The 21,256-nt window shown below is 38.1% G+C and carries 16 protein-coding genes; 4 read left to right on the plus strand and 12 right to left on the minus strand.

Features of this window, described 5'->3' with window-relative positions:
* The first annotated feature begins 530 nt into the window (after positions 1-530).
* Positions 531-845: a hypothetical protein gene (locus SOM16_RS17025; protein WP_320465200.1), complete on the plus strand. Its 315-nt coding sequence runs from the start codon at positions 531-533 to the stop codon at positions 843-845.
* 196 nt (positions 846-1,041) lie between these two features.
* Complete coding sequence (locus tag SOM16_RS17030; protein WP_320465201.1) at positions 1,042-1,362, plus strand: hypothetical protein; 321 nt, start codon at positions 1,042-1,044, stop codon at positions 1,360-1,362.
* A gap of 559 nt (positions 1,363-1,921) precedes the next feature.
* Here SOM16_RS17030 and SOM16_RS17035 read toward each other — a convergent pair.
* From SOM16_RS17035 to pyrR, 4 genes are all read right to left on the minus strand, one after another.
* The gene (locus tag SOM16_RS17035) at positions 1,922-3,622 is read right to left on the minus strand and encodes a hypothetical protein (RefSeq protein ID WP_320465202.1); all 1,701 of its coding nucleotides are present in this window, start codon (positions 3,620-3,622) and stop codon (positions 1,922-1,924) included.
* A gap of 1 nt (position 3,623) precedes the next feature.
* Positions 3,624-6,647, minus strand: a complete 3,024-nt coding sequence (locus tag SOM16_RS17040; protein WP_320465203.1) for a tetratricopeptide repeat protein — start codon at positions 6,645-6,647, stop codon at positions 3,624-3,626.
* Between the two features lie 285 nt (positions 6,648-6,932).
* Positions 6,933-7,862, minus strand: a complete 930-nt coding sequence (locus tag SOM16_RS17045) for an aspartate carbamoyltransferase catalytic subunit (protein ID WP_320465204.1) — start codon at positions 7,860-7,862, stop codon at positions 6,933-6,935.
* Positions 7,863-7,952: 90 nt separating this feature from the next.
* Positions 7,953-8,507 carry a bifunctional pyr operon transcriptional regulator/uracil phosphoribosyltransferase PyrR gene (gene pyrR, locus SOM16_RS17050; protein ID WP_320465205.1) on the minus strand — a complete coding sequence of 185 codons (555 nt, stop codon included), beginning with the start codon at positions 8,505-8,507 and terminating at the stop codon, positions 7,953-7,955.
* A 356-nt stretch (positions 8,508-8,863) separates the two neighbouring features.
* Between pyrR and SOM16_RS17055 the strand changes: the two genes are divergently transcribed.
* Entirely contained in the window at positions 8,864-9,718 is an 855-nt protein-coding gene (locus tag SOM16_RS17055; protein ID WP_320465206.1) for a PPC domain-containing protein, read from the plus strand.
* 44 nt (positions 9,719-9,762) lie between these two features.
* Here SOM16_RS17055 and SOM16_RS17060 read toward each other — a convergent pair whose 3' ends face one another.
* From SOM16_RS17060 to SOM16_RS17070, 3 genes are all read right to left on the minus strand, one after another.
* Positions 9,763-9,975 (minus strand): hypothetical protein, encoded by a 213-nt coding sequence (locus tag SOM16_RS17060; RefSeq protein ID WP_320465207.1) that lies wholly within the window; start codon positions 9,973-9,975, stop codon positions 9,763-9,765.
* A 104-nt stretch (positions 9,976-10,079) separates the two neighbouring features.
* Positions 10,080-10,454: a DUF779 domain-containing protein gene (locus SOM16_RS17065; RefSeq protein WP_320465208.1), complete on the minus strand. Its 375-nt coding sequence runs from the start codon at positions 10,452-10,454 to the stop codon at positions 10,080-10,082.
* Positions 10,455-10,556: 102 nt separating this feature from the next.
* Entirely contained in the window at positions 10,557-12,062 is a 1,506-nt protein-coding gene (locus tag SOM16_RS17070) for an aldehyde dehydrogenase family protein (protein WP_320465209.1), read from the minus strand.
* Positions 12,063-12,304: 242 nt separating this feature from the next.
* Between SOM16_RS17070 and SOM16_RS17075 the strand changes: the two genes are divergently transcribed.
* Entirely contained in the window at positions 12,305-13,231 is a 927-nt protein-coding gene (locus SOM16_RS17075; RefSeq protein ID WP_320465210.1) for an AraC family transcriptional regulator, read from the plus strand.
* Here SOM16_RS17075 and SOM16_RS17080 read toward each other — a convergent pair.
* The 5 genes from SOM16_RS17080 to SOM16_RS17100 all read right to left on the minus strand — a co-directional run bounded on the left by SOM16_RS17080 (position 13,228) and on the right by SOM16_RS17100 (position 21,234).
* A complete protein-coding gene (locus tag SOM16_RS17080; protein WP_320465211.1) occupies positions 13,228-14,898 on the minus strand; it encodes a beta-N-acetylhexosaminidase in 1,671 nt (556 codons plus the stop codon). The genes SOM16_RS17075 and SOM16_RS17080 overlap by 4 nt on opposite strands.
* Positions 14,899-15,315: 417 nt before the next feature.
* The gene (rpsA, locus tag SOM16_RS17085; protein WP_320465212.1) at positions 15,316-17,250 is read right to left on the minus strand and encodes a 30S ribosomal protein S1; all 1,935 of its coding nucleotides are present in this window, start codon (positions 17,248-17,250) and stop codon (positions 15,316-15,318) included.
* Between the two features lie 507 nt (positions 17,251-17,757).
* A complete protein-coding gene (locus SOM16_RS17090; protein WP_320465213.1) occupies positions 17,758-18,729 on the minus strand; it encodes an SH3 domain-containing protein in 972 nt (323 codons plus the stop codon).
* Positions 18,730-18,857: 128 nt separating this feature from the next.
* Positions 18,858-20,354, minus strand: a complete 1,497-nt coding sequence (locus SOM16_RS17095; protein ID WP_320465214.1) for a TPM domain-containing protein — start codon at positions 20,352-20,354, stop codon at positions 18,858-18,860.
* A gap of 43 nt (positions 20,355-20,397) precedes the next feature.
* Entirely contained in the window at positions 20,398-21,234 is an 837-nt protein-coding gene (locus SOM16_RS17100; RefSeq protein WP_320465215.1) for a DUF1080 domain-containing protein, read from the minus strand.
* Between the last annotated feature and the right edge of the window lie 22 nt (positions 21,235-21,256).

The raw sequence follows: 21,256 nt of genomic DNA on the forward strand, positions 1-21,256 counted from the left end.
GGACTAACTTTTGCATTATGTTGGAAGAATGTTCACACCCCAGCGATCGACCTTCTGCTCGCTTAAATAATTTTCCCGCAGATTAAAAAGATTTACGCATAATCACGATGGTAAAAATCTGCGGTAATCATTTAGATTTGCGGGACTAACTTTTGCATTATGTTGGAAGAATGTTCACACCCCAGCGATCGACCTTCTGCTCGCTTAAATAATTTTCCCGCAGATTAAAAAGATTTACGCAGAATCGAGTGGTAAAAATCTGCGGTAATCATTTAGATCTGCGGGAGCAACTTTTGCATTATGCTGGAAGAAGGTTCACACCCTAACGATCGCCACCCTGCTCGCTTAAATAATTTTCCCGCAGATTAAAAAGATTTACGCAGAAGCATGGTGGTAAAAATCTGCAGTGATCATTTAGATTTGCGGGACTAACTTTGCATTTGCATTGTGCTGGAAGAAGGTTCACACCCCAGCGATTGATACCCTGCTATGACCACATGCTATTGCCACCCTGCTATCCGGCCTAGGAGATGATGGAAGGAGAAGCCGTTGAAATTTTTGCACCAACGTTCAAATACCTCCAACTCAAGGTAGCGCGAACGGCTCTTAAGATAAATCTTTTAATAAAAAGAATCGAGCCCTTGTGCTACCGCCATCAAAATTTCGACGCGCTAATCCAACATCAGATCCAAGCCTTGAGTTTTGCTTCTTTTTGTCAAGAAAAAGAAGAGAGCCCTTCGGTGGCCAGCCGAGGCAAGCCAGCGCAGAGGAAAAACAGCCAGTTCAAAAACCACCCCGCCCTGCGGGCACCCCTCCAATGGAGGGGAATTGCAATCGCAGCCTAGCTATCACCACCCTGCTCGCTTAAATAATTTTCCCTCAGATTAAAAAGATTTACGCTGAAGCGAGGGGTAAAAATCTGCGGTGATCATTTAGATCTGCGGGACTAACTTTGCATTATGCTGGAAGAAGGTTCAACCCCAGCGATTGATACCCTGCTATGACCACATGCTATTGCCATCCTGCTCTCCGGCCTGGGAGATGATGGAAGGAGAAGCCGTTGAAATTTTTGCACCAACGTTCAAATACCTCCAACCCAAGGTAGCGCGAACGGCTCTTAAGATAAATCCTTTATTAAAAAAACATCGAGCCCTTGTGCTACCGGCATCAAAATTTCGACGCGCTAATCCGACATCAGATCCAAGCCTTGATTTTTTTGTTACTTTTTTGATCAAGCAAAAAAGTAAGAGCCCTTCGGCGGCCAGCCGAGGCAAGCCAGCGCAGAGGAAAAACAGCCAGTTCAAAAACCACCCCGCCCTGCGGGCACCCCTCCAATGGAGGGGAATTGCAATCGCAGCCTAGCGATCGCCACCCTGCTCGCTTAAATAGTTTCCCGCAGATTAAGAACATTTACGCAGAATCGAGCGGTCAAAATCTGCGGTAATCATTTAGATCTGCGGGACCAAATTTGCATTATGCCGTAGGACGGTTCACACTCCAGCGATTGATACCCTGCTATTACCACATGCTATTGCCATCCTGCTTTCCGGCCTGGGAGATGATGGAAGGAGAAGCCGTTGAAATTTTTACATCTCCATTCAAAGTTCCCTACAACCCAAGGTAGCACGAACGGCTCTTAAGATAAATCCTTTATTAAAAACGAATCGAGCCCTTGCGATACCGCCATTTAAATTTCGACGCGCTAATCCGACATCAGATCCAAGCCTTGATTTTTTTGTTACTTTTTTGATCAAGCAAAAAAGTAAGAGCCCTTCGGCGGCAGCCGAGGAAAGCCAGCGCAGCAGGAAAAAACGGCACCTTTCCCAGCTACGCAGAACGCTTTCAAATACAAGCCAGGGGCTAACAAAAAAGAGGCGATATCGTAATGATACCGCCTCTTTTTGATAAATTCTAATGTTATTTAAAACGAATAAGTCAATCCGCCAAACACATTTAATCCGTTTACCTGGTAATATAAAAACCTGTTGTATTTACTATTTAATAGGTTATTCGCTTTTGCAAAAACAGAGAACTTGTTATTGATTCTATAATCTGCACCAATACCTAAATCAACAAAACCTTTAACGGTTTCAATCCTTTCGATTCCGGTATTAGGCACCAAATATTGCAATGGATTAACTGGAGTTTGAACGTTTACTTTTGCTTTAACATCATCCTGAATCACAACTGCTGCATTGAAACTTAATTTCTTGTTGTAGGTGTAAACGAAGTTAGAGCTAACTTTTAAACCTGGTTTAAACCAAGAGTAAGTTTCCTGCGCTGGTTTCCAGTCATCTAGATTTAATTTACCTGTCCATTTCAATGCATCACTCACTTGTACGGAAAGTTCTCCCTCAATACCAGTCAATTTTGTTTTACCGAAATCGTAGATCACATCAAATTTATTCAGGTTATCAAAGTTATTAATAAACAAAGGCATGTCATCAAATTGCTTAACATAAACCCTTGCTTTATAACCAAAACCCGGACCACCAGTACCTTTAATACCAGCACTGAAACTCAATTTTTCAACCGTGTTTTTAATCAGGATATTGCTATTTAACCATGGGTTTTCTTCTGTGAAACCTCTTAATGAATTACGGTTTACATCCCCTTTAACTTCTCCAAAAACTTGTAAATAATCAGGAATCAATGTGAAGTCGGCAGTTACTGCAGGGAAAATTCTGGTGCTGCTGAAAGCGCCAAATTCCTGAACGAAGTTTACACCAGCAGTTACTTTTGCACCTTTAACCTGCAAGCGGATGTATGGATTTAAACGAAGTAAGTTATTACCAACACTGGTCAGCGCATCTTTAGTATTTCCGAATTCCGTAGATGCTGCCAAACCTAAGTTAAAAGAACTGATTCTTTTATTTAAGTAACCATTTAGGGTTAAATAGTTCTCTTTTGCCTCAAACTTATCCGACCAGATGTAACCATTGGCTTTCAGGGCATAACTCAATGCATCCGGATCTTCGGTGAAGTTTTTCACCAATTCACCTTCCAGTTCAACGAAAGTTAATGCTTGTTTTTGTGGATCTGTATTAAATGTTGGTCTGTCGGTATCAATTCCGTAAAAGTTTGTGCCATGACGTTGAACATTAATACGGCCACTTACGGTGTGCTGGTCTAAGATGCTGCGGCCAAAAACACTTAATTGCTGGTCGCTACTGTTTTGCTTATTTAGTTTTCCTTCCTGACTAAAGTGCCTGAAATATCCACCAAACTGCAAACCCTCATCTTTTCCATTGTTGAAATAAGCTTCACCAAAAATAGTAGCCAGGTTACCTACGCCACCTTTTACATAATTATTAATCAGGATACTTTCCTTTTCATCGGCTACTGCTTGTGCCTGTAGTTTTTGGATATCGCTATTCAATTCCAGCTTTCTATCTGTAATGCTGTAATTAAGTTTTGCTTTGTAAATTTTAACATCATCCAAATTCGGACTTCTTCTCAACTTTACTGCTTCTGCAAGGATGGGTTTGTAGGGGCGAACCACTTCAATTTCCTCATTAACTACTGCTTTCTCTTCTGCCTTTTTCTCCTGCGCCTGAGCAGTCATTAAACCAGCAGCTAAAAAAAATAGTGAACTATATATATATTTAATCGACTTCATCATACTACTTCTTCTGGTTTAGTTTTTCTAGTTTTTCTTTGGCGGTAGGGATGATATCATCTTTGCCTTCATAATTATCAATGATACTTAACAGCGTACTTTTCGCCTGTAAGTTATCTTTCAATGCAACATAGTTATCAGATAAGAGGATAAACGCTTTTGCTACCCAATAATCATAAGAAGCCATGTTGTTAACCAGGTCGAAACAGGTTTTCGAAGATGTTTTGTAATCGCCTTTGTTATATTCTACCAGCGCAAGGTTGTATTTCGCTTCTGCTGCGGCAATTGTTTTGGTTTTAGCCACCACATTTTTGAATTCTTTTACAGCAGTAGTGGTATCGCCTTTTAATAGATAAGCTTTACCAGAAAATAAACCAGAACTATTTTTTTCCTCTTCCGAAGCTTTTTCTGATTCTTTAGTCAACTGCGCATATTTAATCATGTCATCGGGCATGTTCAGGGCAGTGTAAGCCTTTAACAAATTGTTGATGGCAAAACCATAGTGCGATTTATAATCAGTAGTGGTTTCCAAACGCTTCAAATAAACAATCGCTTCGTTGTATTTTTTCTGGTTCAGGAACAGTTGAGAAATGCTCACTAAAGAACGTTCAGTATAATCGCTTGTCCAGTCATTTAAAATAAATTCATAATCAGCAATCGCTTCATCCGGACGATTCATTTTTACTAAAGATTCTGCCCTGATAAATTTCGCCTCTTTCTGATGAATAGCTTTCGGGAATTTATCAAAGTAGGCATTTACGGCCTGAAAAGCACCGTTAGCATCACCCTTTAGGTAAAGGTTATTTGCCGCTGCAAAGATAATGTTGTCTTGCTCCGTGTTAGAATAATTTCCAAGCGGTGTGGTGTTTGCATAGGCGATAAATCCATTAGCATCACCACGGTCTATATAGATATTCTTGATAGATTCCATCGCTTGTTTGGATTCATCTACTGCAGGGTATTCGGTTACCACTTTTTTGAACGATTCCAAAGCCGCATCATCCTGATCCTGGTTATATTGAACCAAACCGATCGTAACCAAAGCTTTTGGTACATAACTGCTTCGTGGATATTTTGCAACCAAGGCCACTAAATCCGATTTGGATTTATCAAAATCACCTTTGTTAAAATAGGTATATGCCGTTTCGAAACCAGCATCATCAGCATAGTTTGAGTTTGGAAACTGTGATAACAAGCTTTGCATGGTTGCAATTTTTGCATCATACTGCGTTTCCAATCCCTGGATCATTCCTTTCTGGAAGGTTGCATAATCTTCTGAAGACGTGTGTCTGCTGATGATTTTGTTGTAATTTGTCATTGCCTGACCGTAGCTCTTATTCACAAAATATGAATCGGCTAAACGGATAGTCGCATCATCAATTGTTTTTTGATCTTTATCACTTCCGGCTAAAAACTTCTCGAAATAATTAGCGGCCTTGCTGTACTTTTCATCTTCGAAAGCAGCATAAGCCAAGGCATAATTTGCGAAGTTATAAACACCAGTTTTGTCAGCACCAGGCAGTTTAAGGAATTTCTCGAATGTAGTTACGGCTTCACCAAACTTGCGTAACTCATACATGGATTCTGCTTTCCAGTATGTGTTCAGCGCATAAATCTCATTATCTTCAGGATATTTATCCGAACGAAGGAACATAGATAAAGCATTCGGAAATGCCCGCTCATTATAAAATTCTAAACCACGGAAGTAAGTTACTTTTTGATAAGCCTCTTTTGCTTCCAACGTTTTATCAGGAATAGGTTCTAAGATATCTACCGCGGCCTGATAGTTTTTAGTAGTTAATAAAACCTCTCCTAATAACGTTTTAGCTTCGTTTATTTTGCGCGATTTCGGGAAAGCTTTTAAGAAACCTTGTGTAGCCTCTAAAGCTTGTTGGTGGAAATCTAATTCGTAACTCAGTTTAGCATAACTCAACCAAGCCTCTTCCTGAATTCCTTTGTCAAAATCTAAGCGGGAAGCCCTGAAAAAGGCACTTTGTGCTTTTTGTTTGTTCCCAAGCTGGATAAATGCTTTCCCCAATGTATGCATCCCGTTTTGAAGATAAACATCATCTGAGTTTAACTTCTCTAATACGGCTACAGATTCCTTGTATTTTTTATTTTGAAAAAGCGAATAACCATATTGGTAAATGAATAGGTTATTTTTCGTTTCGCTTTTATCTTTAGAATAGAATTCAGCGAAGTATTTTTCTGCATTTTTAAAGTCAGATTTTGCGAAATAGGAAGCGGCAACCAAACTTAACATTTCTGGCTCGAACTGTTGCTTTGTTTTCTGAATAGATTCCAGCGCATAGCTGATCACATCATCATAACGCTCATCTAAGTAATACATCGAAGTGATGTAGTATGGATAGCTCGCTTCATAAGTAGGAGAGCCCTTTAGCTTTTCGAAGTTAGCAAGTGCCGTTTTGTACTCCTTATTCAGGTAGTTGATATAGGCAAAATAATAAGTAGCACTTTCCTGGAAATCGCCTTCATCTTTTTTTACTTGCTCAAATAAAGGCTCTGCTTTTTCATAATCTTTAAGCTCGAAGTAAGAATAACCTTGTTTAAACTGATATTCATTACGTTGTTTGGCGGAAAGGGTAGAAGGATCTGTTTTCTCAAACCACTCTAATGCTTTTTTATAATTCTTCTGACCGAAATAAGTTTTTCCAACATAAAAATAAGCCAGTTTGGTATTCGGGTTTAAAGGATAATCACGAATAAAAGCCTGAAATAAACTTTCGGCATCACTATTGGTTAATTCGAGCGCACAAACTGCAGCATAGAACTTTGCATTTTCTTTTAAAAGGGATAATTCGGCGTTACTTTCAGTTTGGGTGGATGATTTGTATCGCAACTGCTCTACCAATTTAAACTGATGCGCTGCTGCGGTATACTTCTCTTTGTCTAATAATTCTAAGCCGGTCTGATAGTTTCTATTGAGGTTCTGCACCGCACTAACTTGCGCATACGTGCTAAAACTTCCTGCTAAAAGTAGCGGAATTAGTAAGTATTTTTTCTTCATTATTCTATATCTTTTTTCATTGTCAATACAAATATTCTGGTATTTCAGCAGTAGCTGAATTCATAAAAATTGCATTGATTTCAAATATGGTCGCTACGAAATTAGAAATTGTAATCGCGTTTATCAACATAAGTAATTAACATCTGTTAATAACACAATTAAACGATGCGTTTTTTGGTTTGGTATCAGACTGGATACGATTGTTGTAAATTAGGAAAATTTAGTCGTGATTGATTCAGTAGTTCAAAACTTTAGACTTATGACTTTAGACTCTGGACTCCAGCTTTAACCCTGGCTTGCCAGTAAATAAAGTACAGCCATTCTTACCGCTACGCCATTTTCAACTTGTTCGAGGATGATAGATTGTTTGCTATCAGCAACATCGCTGGTAATCTCTACCCCTCGATTGATTGGCCCCGGGTGCAGGACGATGATTTCCTTATCAAGGTTATCTAGAATCTGCTTGTTTAAGCCATACATCATGGCATATTCTCTGAGCGATGGGAAATATTTAATGTCCTGACGCTCCAGTTGGATGCGGAGCATATTGGCAACATCGCACCAGTTCAATGCTTTAATCAGGTTGTGCTCTACTTTCACACCCAGTTGGTGTATATGTTTTGGAATTAATGTCGTCGGACCGCAAACCATAACTTCGGCACCTAAACGCTGTAAGCAAAGGATGTTGGAGATGGCTACCCTGGAGTGCAGAATATCGCCTACGATAAGCACTTTCTTACCAGTTACATCACCTAATTTCTGGCGGATGGAGAAGGCATCAAGCAAAGCTTGCGTAGGATGCTCATGTGCACCATCTCCGGCATTTACAATTTGTGCCTTTACGTGTTTGCTTAAAAACTGACCAGCGCCAGCATAAGGATGCCGCATGACTACCATATCAACTTTCATTGAAAGGATGTTGTTTACGGTATCAATCAATGTTTCGCCTTTACTTACGGAGGAGGAAGATGCGGCAAAATTAACCACATCGGCCGAAAGTCTTTTTTCAGCAAGTTCAAATGAAAGCTTCGTCCGGGTAGAGTTTTCAAAGAAAATATTGGCGATGGTAATGTCTCGAAGAGAAGGAACCTTTTTAATCGGCCTGTTAATTACTTCCTTAAAATTGTCTGCAGTTTCGAAAATCAATTCGATATCATTCCGGTTAATATCTTTAATGCCTAAAAGATGTCGGGTTGATAGTTTGTCTGCTGCCATTTTCTATATTAGTTTTTATCTGTGTATTATAATGTTATTAATTGTCAGATAGCGCTTCCAGGCCAAAATACCCTCTGTAGGTATTTATGCTTATTTTGGTAAAGGTGGTTCAGATAATAAAATTACCTTGTCTTCTGCGCCTTCGCTCGCCCAGGTTACTTTTACCTGCTGTGAGTTTAAACTATCTACCTTGTGGCCGATATAATCTGGCTCAATTGGTAAATGTCTGCTAAACCTACGGTCAATTAATACGAGTAATTCTACTTTTGCTGGTCGGCCGTAAGCCAATAAGGCATCAAGTGCTGCACGGATGGTTCTGCCTGTCCAGAGTACATCATCAATCAGGATCACTTTTTTACCTTCGATAATAAAATCGATTGAGTTGCTACTGGCGGTTACCAGGCCGTCTTTCCGGCGGAAGTCATCTCTGAAAAAAGTGATGTCGAGATTTCCTTTCAGGATTTTTTTATTCTTTAAGATGATCTGAAGTTCATGTTGAATTCGATCTGCCAAAAAGATTCCCCTTGGCTGGATGCCAATTAAAACCGTATTCGCGAAATCGTCGTGGTTTTCAATTAACTGATGGCAAAGCCTCTTAATTGTTATTTGAATTTTTTGTCCGTCAAGAAGTGTTTTCTTTTGCATTGAAGAAGGATTGGGCAAATATATAAAAATGTTTTAAGGTTGGGAAGCCAAGGCTAAATTGTTTTATGGTTTCTCTGCTAAATTATTCTGTTACAACATTTAAAATTTTATTTTTTGTTTTTCGACCGGTATGACATGGAACCGATCGGTAGATCCGATTTTCATTATTAATTGCTTGGTGTGGAATTGATCTATAGACCAAAGTTGCCGGATGCTTCCTTCTATGTTGAAAAGTAAGATTTTATATTGGTGATAGCTGATTCGCTATTCGTCTTTCATCAGCTGGTGTAAATACCCGGTAAAGGGTATTGATTAAGCCTTGCGAGCGCGATAGTTTTGTTATAAAATCAAAGATTATGACCAGCAAACTTTCTAAAATCTCGCTCTTAGCCTTTTTAGTATTCAATTTATTCATCATCTCTTCTTGTAAAAAAATAGATGACGCACAAGCAGCTTTGAAAGAAGCATTTGAAGAAATGCTCGGCATTAGGGCATTAGCCGAAGAACTTGATAAAACGGCTTCCAATTTTAACAATATAGAAGAAATTGTTATTAATGGAAAAAGTGTATCTACAACGGCTTTGCAAATGGAATTTCCATCAAGTGTGCCTTATTCATTTAAGAAAAAAAGATATAATTTGGTTGGATCTGCATGGACGATTACCACCACAAGTTATTCGGGCAATTTTCCCAAATCATCTCTAACCAACAAAAGCATAGCCAATACTTTCAAGGTTACGGTTCAAAATAATACACCTCAGGTCTCGGTTAATAATGTAACAGTTGGTAATCCGGTTAACGGTGGTGCCACTGGCGGTTCAGGCGGTGGAACGAATCCCGGTACAGGCAATTCTACCACCACTTTGGTAGATCAGGTGGTTTCTGGTACTGATTATGAACTTAAAACCTTCTCATTCAGTGTTCCGGCAGGAGTTAGGAGTATGACAGTAAAAACTACAGAAAGTACTGTCGCTTATCGCAATACCGCAGATTTATTTGTTAGGAAAGGTGCTGCGCCAGTTGTGGTAGGGCCAAAGCCACCAACTTATCAACCTGCTTATAAATGGACAGCCGATTGCAGTGGGATCTTGGAAAACCGTTCAGATGAAACCTGTATTTTTAGTAATCCAGACGCTGGAACATGGTATGTTTCACTTTACGGTTACAATACCTATTTCAGTTCGCGTGTACTGATTACCATTACAAAATAGATTTATGCATTTGATATCTTTCACCTTTAATGAGGTGAAAGATGCTATTTATTTTCTATATTTTTATTGCTGTTTCTCGGTGCCCATAACCAAATTGTTAAAATGGTAAATGGAATAAAGATGCTTAGCCAGATGACAATAAAAATTCCACGTTGTTTAATAATATCGGCCTCATCAGTAAAAAATACATTAATGGTTTCTTTTAAAACGAACAGGGTAATTAGTGTAGAAATTACGGCAAAAACTTTTCTCATCATTTAAATTTGATGTAAAGATTGTATTTATTTTTAACACCAATTGCTATAAAATGAAAAAGTCAGCCGGATTGCTCCGAACTGACCTTAAATTAATAATATTAAACCTAATCTGCCGTTTTTACAGGCACAAGATTTTGCAGCTCCGCTTCAGTAAAGAGGCGATAATGTATCTTAAAGGTTTTTTGTAAAGGTGTTTCCAAAGAAAACCCGCCTACGCCGAAACCATCCAAAACATCCAGCGTAAAGTGCGAGAATTTCCAGTATTCAAAAAGATCTCTGTCTACCCAAAATTCACAGCCTTCCACTTCGCCCAGGCAAACATCCCGCATCCTTAAATAATAGCCTCCTTTTTCAAAACACTGCGGTTGCGTACCTTCACAACAGCCACCGGCCTGGTAAAACATCAGTTCGCCATGTTTCTCTTTGAGGATGGCAATTAATTCATTCGCCGCTGTGGTGCTGTCAATTCTGCTGATCATAAATTATACTTTAGGATTTGAAAAAACCGCAGTCAAGCTTATTTAACTGCGGCACACTCAATAGATCAACGAGTCGATCGCTGTTTTTGTTCTTTCAGCTAATTAAAAGAATCCTAATTTATTTTTATCGTACGAGATCAACATGTTTTTCGTTTGGCGATAATGGCCGAGCATCATTTTATGATTTTCCCTTCCAACGCCCGATTGTTTATAACCACCAAATGGCGCACCTGCAGGATAAGAGTGATATTGATTTACCCAAACACGACCGGCTTGGATAGCCCTCGGCACTTGATAAAGTTCATGTGCATCTCTAGTCCATACGCCCGCACCCAAACCATAAAGCGTATCATTTGCGATCTCAATCGCCTCTTCTACCGTTTTGAAAGTGGTTACGGCCAGCACCGGACCAAAAATTTCTTCCTGGAAAATTCTCATTTTATTATGCCCTTTGAAAATAGTAGGCTTGATATAATATCCACTGCCAAGCTCACCTGGTAGTTCGTTTACTTCGCCGCCTGTTAATACTTCGGCACCTTCTTCTTTTCCTAATTTAATGTATTGCGCAATCTTTTCGAACTGAATTTTCGATGCCTGGGCACCCATCATTACCGTTCTATCCAACGGACTACCGATTTTAATAGATTCGGTCCGCTCAATCACCTTGGCAATAAATTTTTCATAGATATCTTCCTGGATCAATAAACGCGATGGACAGGTACAGATTTCACCCTGATTTAATGCAAACATCACCGCACCCTCTACCGCTTTATCTAAGAAAGCATCATCCTCATCCATCACTGAGCTAAAGAAAACATTCGGCGATTTTCCACCCAATTCTAAAGTAACGGGTATAATATTTTCAGTGGCATATTGCATTACCAATCTTCCGGTAGGGGTAGAACCTGTGAAGGCCGCTTTAGCTACTTTGGGATTAGTTACCAATGCCCGGCCAAGTTCTGCTCCAAAACCGTTCACCACATTGATTACACCTGGAGGTAATAAATCGCCAATTAATTCCATTAAAACCATAATGGAAATGGGTGTACTCTCTGCAGGTTTCAATACCACACAGTTTCCGGCGGCAAGTGCTGGTGCAAGTTTCCAGATGCCCATTAATAGTGGGAAGTTCCACGGAATAATTTGTGCCACTACGCCAATTGGTTCGTGTACAATTAGCGAAACGGTGTTGGCATCCAGCTCAGAAAGGGAGCCTTCTTCTGCCCGGATTACCCCTGCAAAATACCTGAAATGGTCAATGCCTAAAGGTAAATCTGCTGCTAAGGTTTCGCGAACGGCCTTACCGTTATCAATGGTTTCTACGGTGGCAAGATATTCTAAATTATCTTCCATACGTTGAGCAATTTTATTCAGAATGATGCTCCGCTCTGTTGATGAAGTTTTACTCCATGTTTTGAAAGCCTCATGTGCTGCATTTACAGCGAGCTCCAAATCTTCTTTTGTAGAATGAGCGGCTTTGGTAAAAACTTTTCCGTCAATCGGAGAGATGTTATCAAAGTAAGCACCTTTAACTGGTGCTACGAATTTCCCCCCAATATAATTATCGTAATGGGATTTGAATGTTGGTTTCTCAATTAAATTTTCCATAATTATTATTGATTTTTTAAATGATAAAAACACAAAAGCATTTTACTAAATCGAATTTAGATCGAACGGCTCATCATGATTTTTAGCGAATAAAGATTTGGTTAATGCAAACCTAATGGAAAGTGCTTGAGAGAGATAGTATAATTGAGTCAATGTATAGCATTATAGTTGCACAGTATGTTACCTTACTGAAATACTGTTATATTTGATTAATCGAATTGCGCTAACCAAATTGTAACATTATGCCACATTTACTAAATCAGGTTGGCTTAAGTAAAAAAGAAAGCCTGCAAACGCTTGTAGAAAATAGAACTGCCTACACATTATCACATTGCGAATTAAGTGTGTTTGAAACCTACAAAGAATCTTATAAAGTTCCTTTAATATTTAATGATTTTGTAATTACCAGCATGTTGCGGGGAAAAAAGGTGATGCATTTATTCGAGAAAAAAGGATTCGACTATTTTCCTGGCCAAACGGTTATTGTTCCGCCATCGGTTACCATGAAGATTGATTTTCCGGAAGCAACAGATCATAATCCAACTCAATGTATTGCTTTAGCAATTGATCAGGAAGAAATCAGGAAAACCATCGCTTACCTGAACGAATTTTTCCCGAAGGAGGGAAGCAATGAAAAATGGTTGCTTAATTATGAAGAATATCACTTTCATAATAATGAAGAGATTGCTTTTTTGATTAATAAAATGATTAGGATTTGTGCTGAAAGATCTCTGGAAAAGGATGTGCTGGCAGATTTAACATTGAAAGAATTATTGGTGAGGATAATGCAAACGCAGAATCTGAAAATGATAACGGAGGAAACCTATAACACTTCGCAAAATCCACTGGCCTTTGTATTAAATTATATTAAATCAAATCTGAATGAGAAGATTAGTATCAATAGCCTGAGTGAGAAGGCCTGTATGAGTAAAGCAACTTTTTATCGTTTATTTAAGCGGGAATTGGGGATTAGTCCGAATGATTTTATCCTGGCGGAGAAGATGAACAAAGCAAAAGTTCTATTGTTGCAACCGGGGGCGAAGGTAGCTTCAATAGGTTACGAACTTGGTTTTAACGATGCAAATTATTTCATCAGAACTTTTAAAAAAATTATGGGTACTACGCCAGGTGCCTATCAGTTAAAAGTTGCACATCAACTGGTTCACTAATTCTCCAGGTATCTTTTTGAGTACGTAATGCCCATTAAATCATATCTTTTAAATTGAGTTTTTAATCGCTTTTGAAAATCAGGATAATTTCGTTTCTCTTTGGGGCTCCATAAAACTTCACTCAGTGCATCCAATCTCGGGAAAAGCTGGTATTGAACTTTGGCTGGATTGGTGACGTATTCACTCCAAAGACAACCTTGCGCACCCCAGATATATTTGGCTTCGGTTGGTGTTAATTGCATAGGAATGGGTTCATAGTTATATACCTCAATTAATGGCGAAAGTTTATTAGCTACCAAACTGTCTTCTTTTACAAACTGAGCGTGGTTAAAATATAATTTCATTTCTGGTGTCATAATGGCTTTATGCTGTAACCTGGCCGCATCAATGCCTCCTTTTTCACCCTGCCAACTCATTACTATGGCATTTGGTGCGAGGCCTCCTTGTATAATTTCATTCCAGCCAATCATCGTTTTACCTTTACTGCTGATAAACTTTTCCATCCTGCGGATGAAGTAACTTTGTAATTCACTTTCAGTTTTTAAACCGTTTATTTTCATCATCTGTTGAGAAACCGCAGATTGTTTCCACCAAACTTTTGAGGCCTCATCACCACCAATGTGAATGTATTGCGACGGAAATAATTCCATTACCTCAGTTAATACATTTTCCAGGAATTTGAAGGTCGTATCAGAAGCCTGCAACACATTGTTGTATTTATTCATCATTCCCCAGGTTTGTGCAACTTCGTATTTTTTATTGGGCTCGGTGCCCAATTCAGGGTAAGCTGCCAGTAAAGCCATGCTATGTGCAGGCATTTCAATTTCAGGAATGATGGTGATGTAGCGTTTAGCAGCATAATCAACCACATCTTTAATCTGTTCTTGTGTGTAAAAACCACCATGGCGAATTCCATCAGTCTTGATCATAGCACCATTCGGCGTAATTTTTACTTCTGTTGGTAATACCTGATATTTGATGTTTTCGTTGCCTTTTCCAGGCCATAGGCCAACAATACTTCCATCACGCCAGGCACCAATCTCCGTAAGCTTCGGGTACTTTTTAATTTCTATTCTCCAGCCATGATCATCAGTTAAATGCCAGTGGAAATAATTCATTTTATGAAGCGCTAAATAGTCAATGTACTGCTTTACAAAAGCCACATCGAAAAAATGACGGCTGACATCCAGGTGCATGCCTCGGTAATCGAAACGGGGATAATCAACAATCGATACTGCCGGGATTTGTACAGGAAATGCTTTGTTTGAATAAGGTAAGAGTTGAATGAGTGTTTGAATGCCGTAAAAAATGCCTTTAGCTGATGAAGAGGTAATCAAAATTTGTTTGTCATCTGAAGAAATTTCATATCGATCTGGATTTGTAGTTCTAACTGCGTTTATTTCCAGTTTGATTACGTTACTTTTTTTATTGAATGTACTATCTCTGCTCATTACAATTCCATAATATTTTGAAAGGTAATCAGTAAAAAAGGAGATGCTATTGATTAAAGAATCCGGTGCTAGGAAATGCGTGTTTTTATCGATAGTGAAGGGAGCGACCTTTGATTTTATATCCAGCTTAACCGGAAGCGGGATGAGATTTACTTCCTGAGCAGATGACGATAGAACGGTTAAAATCAAAAATTTAAAAACGATATATTTCTTCATAGCAAAAATAGATGAGTTCAAAAGTAAGAATTATAGGCGGATGAAAGGAAAAGGTTTGCTAGAACGAACTGCTTATGTTACATAAACCCGATAGTATGAATGCCGTTTTTCACGGCAGAAAGTATAGCGGGGCGGGAGTTACCGATAAGCGCTTGCTTTCGTTTTCTAATTATGATTTATTATATAAGGTATTGGAGAAAATATAAGCTCGTTCATTTCAATCTTAAATAATCTTACATTTCTTATATGGTTAAGAATTGAGATTGCTTCCCTGAGAAGTAGGAGTAGACTGTTCTTTAGTGCAATGACGGGTTCATTAAGGAAATCAATGCATTCCGTGTTTCCGTAGCAAAAAATAACCACAAAAAAATCCCGATAACTTTCGCTATCGGGATTAATATATTCAGTTAAAAAGAACTAGCCTTTTTTAGCTTTGCTTTCTTCGCCTTCTAATTGCGATTTCAATTGAGCCAATACGTCTAAATCTCCTAAAGTAGATTTCTCTACAGAATCTTTAACTTTTTTCACTGCTGTGACAGATGCTTTAGCTTCTTTTTTCTTAGTAGCACGCTCTTCTGCAAGAACTTCAGCTTTAACTTCTTCCCAAATACGGGCGTGAGAAACAACGATGCGTTTAGCTTCTTTGTTAAACTCGATGATTTTGAAGTCGTTAGTTTCTTCAGCTTTTACTGAAGTTCCATCTTCTTTAACCATGTGTTTAGTTGGTACGAAACCTTCTACACCATATGGTAAAGCAATAACAGCACCTTTATCAGTTACTTTAACAACAGTACCCTGGTGAACCGAATCTAAAGTGAAGATCGTTTCAAAAGTATCCCAAGGATTTTCTTCTAATTGTTTGTGACCTAGGCTTAATTTGCGGTTATCAACATCTAACTCTAAAACAACTACATCTAATACGTCACCAACTTTAGTGAATTCATTAGGGTGGTTTACTTTTTTAGACCAAGATAAATCAGAGATGTGGATTAAACCATCAATACCTTCTTCGATTTCAACAAAAACACCGAAGTTAGTCATGTTTTTAACCGTTGCCTGGTGCTTGCTTCCAACTGGGAATTTAGCAGCAACTTCTTGCCATGGATCGTTAGATAATTGTTTAATACCTAAGCTCATTTTGCGGTCGTCTCTATCTAAAGTTAAAACTTCAGCTTCGATCTCATCACCAACTTTTAAGAATTCTTGTGGATTTCTTAAGTTTTGTGACCAGCTCATTTCAGAAACGTGGATTAAACCTTCAACACCTGGGATGATTTCTAAGAAAGCACCGTAATCTGCAACAGTTACGATTTTTCCTTTTACTTTAGAACCAACAGCTAAGTTAGCATCTAGATTTTCCCAAGGGTGTGGCGTTAATTGTTTTAAACCTAAAGCGATACGTTTTTTCTCATCATCGAAATCTAAAACAACAACGTTGATTTTTTCATCTAATGACAATACTTCTTTCGGATGCTCTATGCGGCCCCAAGAAATATCAGTAATGTGAAGTAAACCATCAACACCACCTAAATCGATGAATACACCGAAATCAGTAATATTTTTAACAGTACCTTCTAATACCTGACCTTTTTCTAATTTAGAAACGATCTCTACTTTTTGGCTTTCTAAATCGTCTTCGATTAACACTTTATGAGAAACGACTACGTTTTTAAACTCATGGTTAATTTTAACAACTTTGAATTCCATTGTTTTACCCACGTATACATCGTAATCGCGGATAGGTTTGATATCAATTTGAGATCCTGGTAAGAAAGCTTCAACGCCCATGATATCAACGATTAAACCACCTTTAGTACGGCTCTTAACGAAACCATTGATGATTCTATCATTTTCAAGCGCCTCATTAATTGCTTCCCATGATCTTTGGGTTTTTGCTCTTTTGCGAGAAAGGATCAATTGACCGTTAGCATCTTCTGGTGCTTCAACGAAAACGTCAACTGAATCGCCGATTTTAAGATCTGGTGTATCACGGAATTCTGAAGTAGATACTAAACCGTCTGATTTAAAACCTACGTTTAATACTACGTCTTTGTTGTTAATAGAAACAACGATACCGCTAATGATTTCACCTTTAGTGATCTGATTGAATGTTCCAGCATACATATCTTCAAACTTTTTACGGTCTGCATCATTGTAATTACCGAAAACTTTTTCATCTGCATCCCAATCGAAATCTTCCGTTGGTGTAGCTAATGATGATTTGATCGATTCGATCGAAACTGAATCAGCTTCTGATTCAATCGTTTCTTTTTCAGTCAGGCGTCCGCCTTCTCCCTGAAGTTCAGCTGTTTTAGCTGCTAATTCTTTTTCTGCTACTTGTTTTTTAGCCATTAATTAATTATCTCCTTTTTTCCCTATTTAGGGACTGCAAAGGTAAAAATTTTTTAATTAATAGAAAAGATATTTTTAATAAATGTTGCTGATTTTAAGTTGATTAGTAAAATAGTATTAAGTATTTAGTATATAATATCAAGATTAGACGCTCAAAGCGGTAAATATGGGATAGGAATAGAGAAATGAAAGAGCGGAATAGGAAACAGGTATTGGGACCGGATAAGTACGAATCAAGATAAGCACTGTTTGCATAAATTAAGATGTAGCTTCAAAAAAGAAATATTACAGTTAGCTGAAAGCTGGAGGTAGCGATTTGGAAAGAATATCATAAATCATCCAGCATTTCCCTTGCTGATATTCTCTTCAATTTACCTTACTTTATCAATTTAATTCTTCAACAGCTTCTTTTATTTCTGCTATTAAAATTTCATTAACTAAGAAGCTTTATGATCTGAAATTTCTAATAACACTTTCATACGACCAAATATACAAAGCCTAAAAACGCTATTTTTTTGTAAAAGTTCCTCTTGTAAAGCCTTCACCAACGAGCGTTTGCTCATCTCTGATTAACAGCATAATCATATTTTGCTGATCGTAAAGTTTAATCATATCGCCTTCGATTACATATTTTGCCGTGAAGGTAGAGTCAGTGTAAGTATCTTTAACGACAACAGAATCGTTAGCTTTGAATTCGAAGGTCTTATATTGCGTATCGCTATCGCTTACAAATGTTCCGGAAACAGTTTTCGGTTGAATAAAGGTAACAAAGCAAAAATAAACGACTACCAATACCACTATTGCAGAGATACCAATTAAGATTTTGTTTTGATTAGAATATTTAAAAATAAAGAATAGGATGGTTCCAAAAACTAATGCTACAATCACAAACAAGATGATATTGGAATAATCCTTTGCAATCTTGGGTACTTCTACTGATACTGCATTTTTCTTCACCACTGCCTTTACAGGAGATACTCTAACTAAGAATTCTTTACTTACCCAACCTTCACCATTGGTTACTTTAATTTTAAAATAATTGGCATTTGTCGAATCAATAACGGCGACATTTTCATTTTCAGGTAGATAACCAGTTACTTTACTTTTTGGATCTGCCTTTTGCCTAACCCTTAAGTTATCAGTTGTTACCCGATAGATCACATCTTCAGAAGGTGTAGCAGTTGTATTTGGTTGAGCTGCATTTGATGGTGCGGTTGACGTTGCAGCTGGGATTTTTTCCAGAAAATCTTTACTCGCCCATCCTTCTTTATTGCGAAGTTTGATCTTATAAAATTTAGCATCACTGGCATCTAAAACGGTCACCTTTTCATTTTGGATGATATTGGCAATTACTTTACTGTTTGCATCTTTGGTTTGTCTAACCCTCAATTTATCCGCAGTTACACGGTATAAATCCTGAGCCATTAGCTGACTGGAAAAAATAAAAAGCGCAATAACTAAGAAGAAAATTCTGGTCATAATATTGGGATTCTGCAAATCTGTAAAGAATGATTTTGCGATTATGCCCAGCACAAACATCGTGCTAAGCGTTCCAAAATTATAAAATAGTTTTGATTAGCGATATAAAAGAATTGAAATGTATTTCTTTACCAACTTCCCCCGGTACCACCTCCACTACTTCTGCCGCCGCCCCAACTACTCGAAGAAGACGAAGAAGAGCTGCCACTTGATGAAGATGATCCTGATGATGAACTAGACTTGACTAACATGGCCAGTGTTATCGTTCTGATAAAATCAGTTTGTTTGCAGAAGCTACACTCATTAATAATCTTTGCCTGTCCTTCATGAGTATACGTAGCCGATTTTGTCGTAACTTGTTTATTTAGTTTATAGGCCCTGAAGCCGCAGGATGGACATTCCGTATACTCGTCATAATGCTCTGCAGGCCAAGCTTTAATGATATGTTCTTTTTGATCAGCACTTTGCCAGATATCGTAATCGTATGTTTTCAAAACCTCCTCTTTTCGCTGTCCTTTACTTAGAAAGGGCTTTCCTTCCAGATTAACATCTCTATCAACGCGGATCATCTTTCGATTTTTACTATCAAGAATAGGTTTGAAACGATCGATCTGTTTTTTGCGGTTTAAAAGACTGAGCAATAATGGAATTAAGATAATGGGTGAAAATATAAGGAGCCAGAAATTCTTTCTCTGAAATTTCTTAACGGCTTCAAAATAGTTTTCATCATCGTTGTAAATTTTCCGCAATTCAGAAATATAGTATAAATACCTAAAAAGAAGGCCTATCGATAAAATTGCAAACAGAATATATGGAATAGAGGTGATTTCGAGTTTTTGGAATAGTCCGGTAGCGCCGGTAAAAACAAAAATGAACACCAAAATAAAGAAAATGCCTACACATCCAGTTACTATGCCTTTATTATATTCAGTTTTAACTTTTGCATTCGCTTTGGGTAATTGTTTTGCCTGTCTGTTTAACAATTTAAAAACACCCAAAAAGGCCAGTATTATGATGCCAACTGGCAGCCAGATTTTTTCCAATGCATTACTGCCGTTCTCTTGCTGGGTAAAGCGCTGGTTTAATTCTGATTTATTTTCAGGATTTAAGATAATTGTTCCAATAGCGTTAATGGTATTGACTATTCCAATGCCAAAATCATTTTGACGGAAGGCGGGGAGCAAATTTTGTTCAGCAATGTGCTTGAGTGTAACATCAGGTAAAACACCTTCAGTTCCTGTGCCAGTTATAAACCGGTATTTCCTTCTATCCTTCGCGATAAAAAGTAATAGGCCGTTGTTGCTGGTTTTTTGGCCAATTCCCCATGTGTTAAATAACTCGTAAGCGAAGTCAAAGTCTTCCTGATTGTGGTCAAAATCTTTCACAATCACTACCGCAACCTGAACATTCGTTTTTTGTTCGAGATCAGAAACAGCGCTATTTATCTCTTCAATATTAGTAGATGAAAGTATTTTATCGGGATCGCTCACCCAGCCACCACCATTTTTTTTAGGATCTGGAATTTCTGCAACCGTGTAGGCTTTTTGGCCAAAGGCATTAACAGAAATAAATAGAAGAAATAAAATGGTGAGGTATCTTATCGAATACGGGTTGTGGAGCATCATTCTGAAATATAGTAGATTAACCTGCCTAGCAAAAGCAATTGATTTATTTTGAGTTTTTTAGCAAGCCATCTATAATCTGATTAAGCTTTTGTTTATTTTTAGTGTAAGGAGCCAGGTCAAAAAGCTTAACTGTTTTAAATTCTATCGGGTGACTTTCGCTTTGCAGCGAGATGTAGCCAGCTTTCAGTGGTGTGCCGTCTACCTTTACTTTTGGATCAAAATTGGTAACATTGCCACCACCAATTTGTGGTTTGGTATATTCTAAAACCACTTCATTGTCGATGATATGTTTGATTACAGAATCACCAAGAACGAGGAAATCTGCAGTTACCCATTGGTCACCCGCATAAGTTTTTGATTTAGAATCCAGGCAATGTGTAGTGAAGAGTTTATCCTGGTAATTAATAAGTGTTCCGGGGGTGCACACGTTACTGGTATGGCGAACATGCTCTCCATCTCCTCCGAGAATTTGGGCTTCAATCGAAATTGGAAAATCCTGATCTTTTAACATCGTAGCCGGATTCTGGCAGTGTAACATGGCACCACTGTTTCTGATTGCCCAACCTTCGCCGCCTTTCGCCTGATTACCTACGAAACGATAAGTTACCCGTAATAGATAAGCAGAAAATGGCTTTTTATAAAAGATGTGCCCGTATTGCTGATCAAATTCCTGGTAGCCATCATAGCTCACTTTCATTAAGCCCTCTTCCACGCGAAAAGTATTGGCGTAATTTTCTTTGTAGTTATGCTTGGCAATTTTGATATTCCAGTCTTTCAAATCTTTTCCATTAAAAAGATTAATCCAGCCTTTTTGAGCATTAGCAGTAATGGAAAAACAAGCGGAAATAAGAAAGGACAGGGTGATGTGTTTTAATTTCATAGTAGCTTAATTGTTGCCACTA

Origin of the sequence: Pedobacter sp. CFBP9032 (assembly GCF_034045265.1) — a bacterium.
Lineage (GTDB): Bacteria > Bacteroidota > Bacteroidia > Sphingobacteriales > Sphingobacteriaceae > Pedobacter.

Excerpts from the sequence above, each read along its gene's own strand:
- SOM16_RS17025 (WP_320465200.1), top strand. The coding sequence starts at position 531 with ATGATGGAAGGAGAAGCCGTTGAAATTTTTGCACCAACGTTCAAATAC.
- SOM16_RS17030 (WP_320465201.1), top strand. The coding sequence starts at position 1,042 with ATGATGGAAGGAGAAGCCGTTGAAATTTTTGCACCAACGTTCAAATAC.
- SOM16_RS17035 (WP_320465202.1), bottom strand. The coding sequence starts at position 3,622 with ATGATGAAGTCGATTAAATATATATATAGTTCACTATTTTTTTTAGCT.
- SOM16_RS17040 (WP_320465203.1), bottom strand. The coding sequence starts at position 6,647 with ATGAAGAAAAAATACTTACTAATTCCGCTACTTTTAGCAGGAAGTTTT.
- SOM16_RS17045 (WP_320465204.1), bottom strand. The coding sequence starts at position 7,862 with ATGGCAGCAGACAAACTATCAACCCGACATCTTTTAGGCATTAAAGAT.
- pyrR (WP_320465205.1), bottom strand. The coding sequence starts at position 8,507 with ATGCAAAAGAAAACACTTCTTGACGGACAAAAAATTCAAATAACAATT.
- SOM16_RS17055 (WP_320465206.1), top strand. The coding sequence starts at position 8,864 with ATGACCAGCAAACTTTCTAAAATCTCGCTCTTAGCCTTTTTAGTATTC.
- SOM16_RS17060 (WP_320465207.1), bottom strand. The coding sequence starts at position 9,975 with ATGATGAGAAAAGTTTTTGCCGTAATTTCTACACTAATTACCCTGTTC.
- SOM16_RS17065 (WP_320465208.1), bottom strand. The coding sequence starts at position 10,454 with ATGATCAGCAGAATTGACAGCACCACAGCGGCGAATGAATTAATTGCC.
- SOM16_RS17070 (WP_320465209.1), bottom strand. The coding sequence starts at position 12,062 with ATGGAAAATTTAATTGAGAAACCAACATTCAAATCCCATTACGATAAT.
- SOM16_RS17075 (WP_320465210.1), top strand. The coding sequence starts at position 12,305 with ATGCCACATTTACTAAATCAGGTTGGCTTAAGTAAAAAAGAAAGCCTG.
- SOM16_RS17080 (WP_320465211.1), bottom strand. The coding sequence starts at position 14,898 with ATGAAGAAATATATCGTTTTTAAATTTTTGATTTTAACCGTTCTATCG.
- rpsA (WP_320465212.1), bottom strand. The coding sequence starts at position 17,250 with ATGGCTAAAAAACAAGTAGCAGAAAAAGAATTAGCAGCTAAAACAGCT.
- SOM16_RS17090 (WP_320465213.1), bottom strand. The coding sequence starts at position 18,729 with ATGACCAGAATTTTCTTCTTAGTTATTGCGCTTTTTATTTTTTCCAGT.
- SOM16_RS17095 (WP_320465214.1), bottom strand. The coding sequence starts at position 20,354 with ATGATGCTCCACAACCCGTATTCGATAAGATACCTCACCATTTTATTT.
- SOM16_RS17100 (WP_320465215.1), bottom strand. The coding sequence starts at position 21,234 with ATGAAATTAAAACACATCACCCTGTCCTTTCTTATTTCCGCTTGTTTT.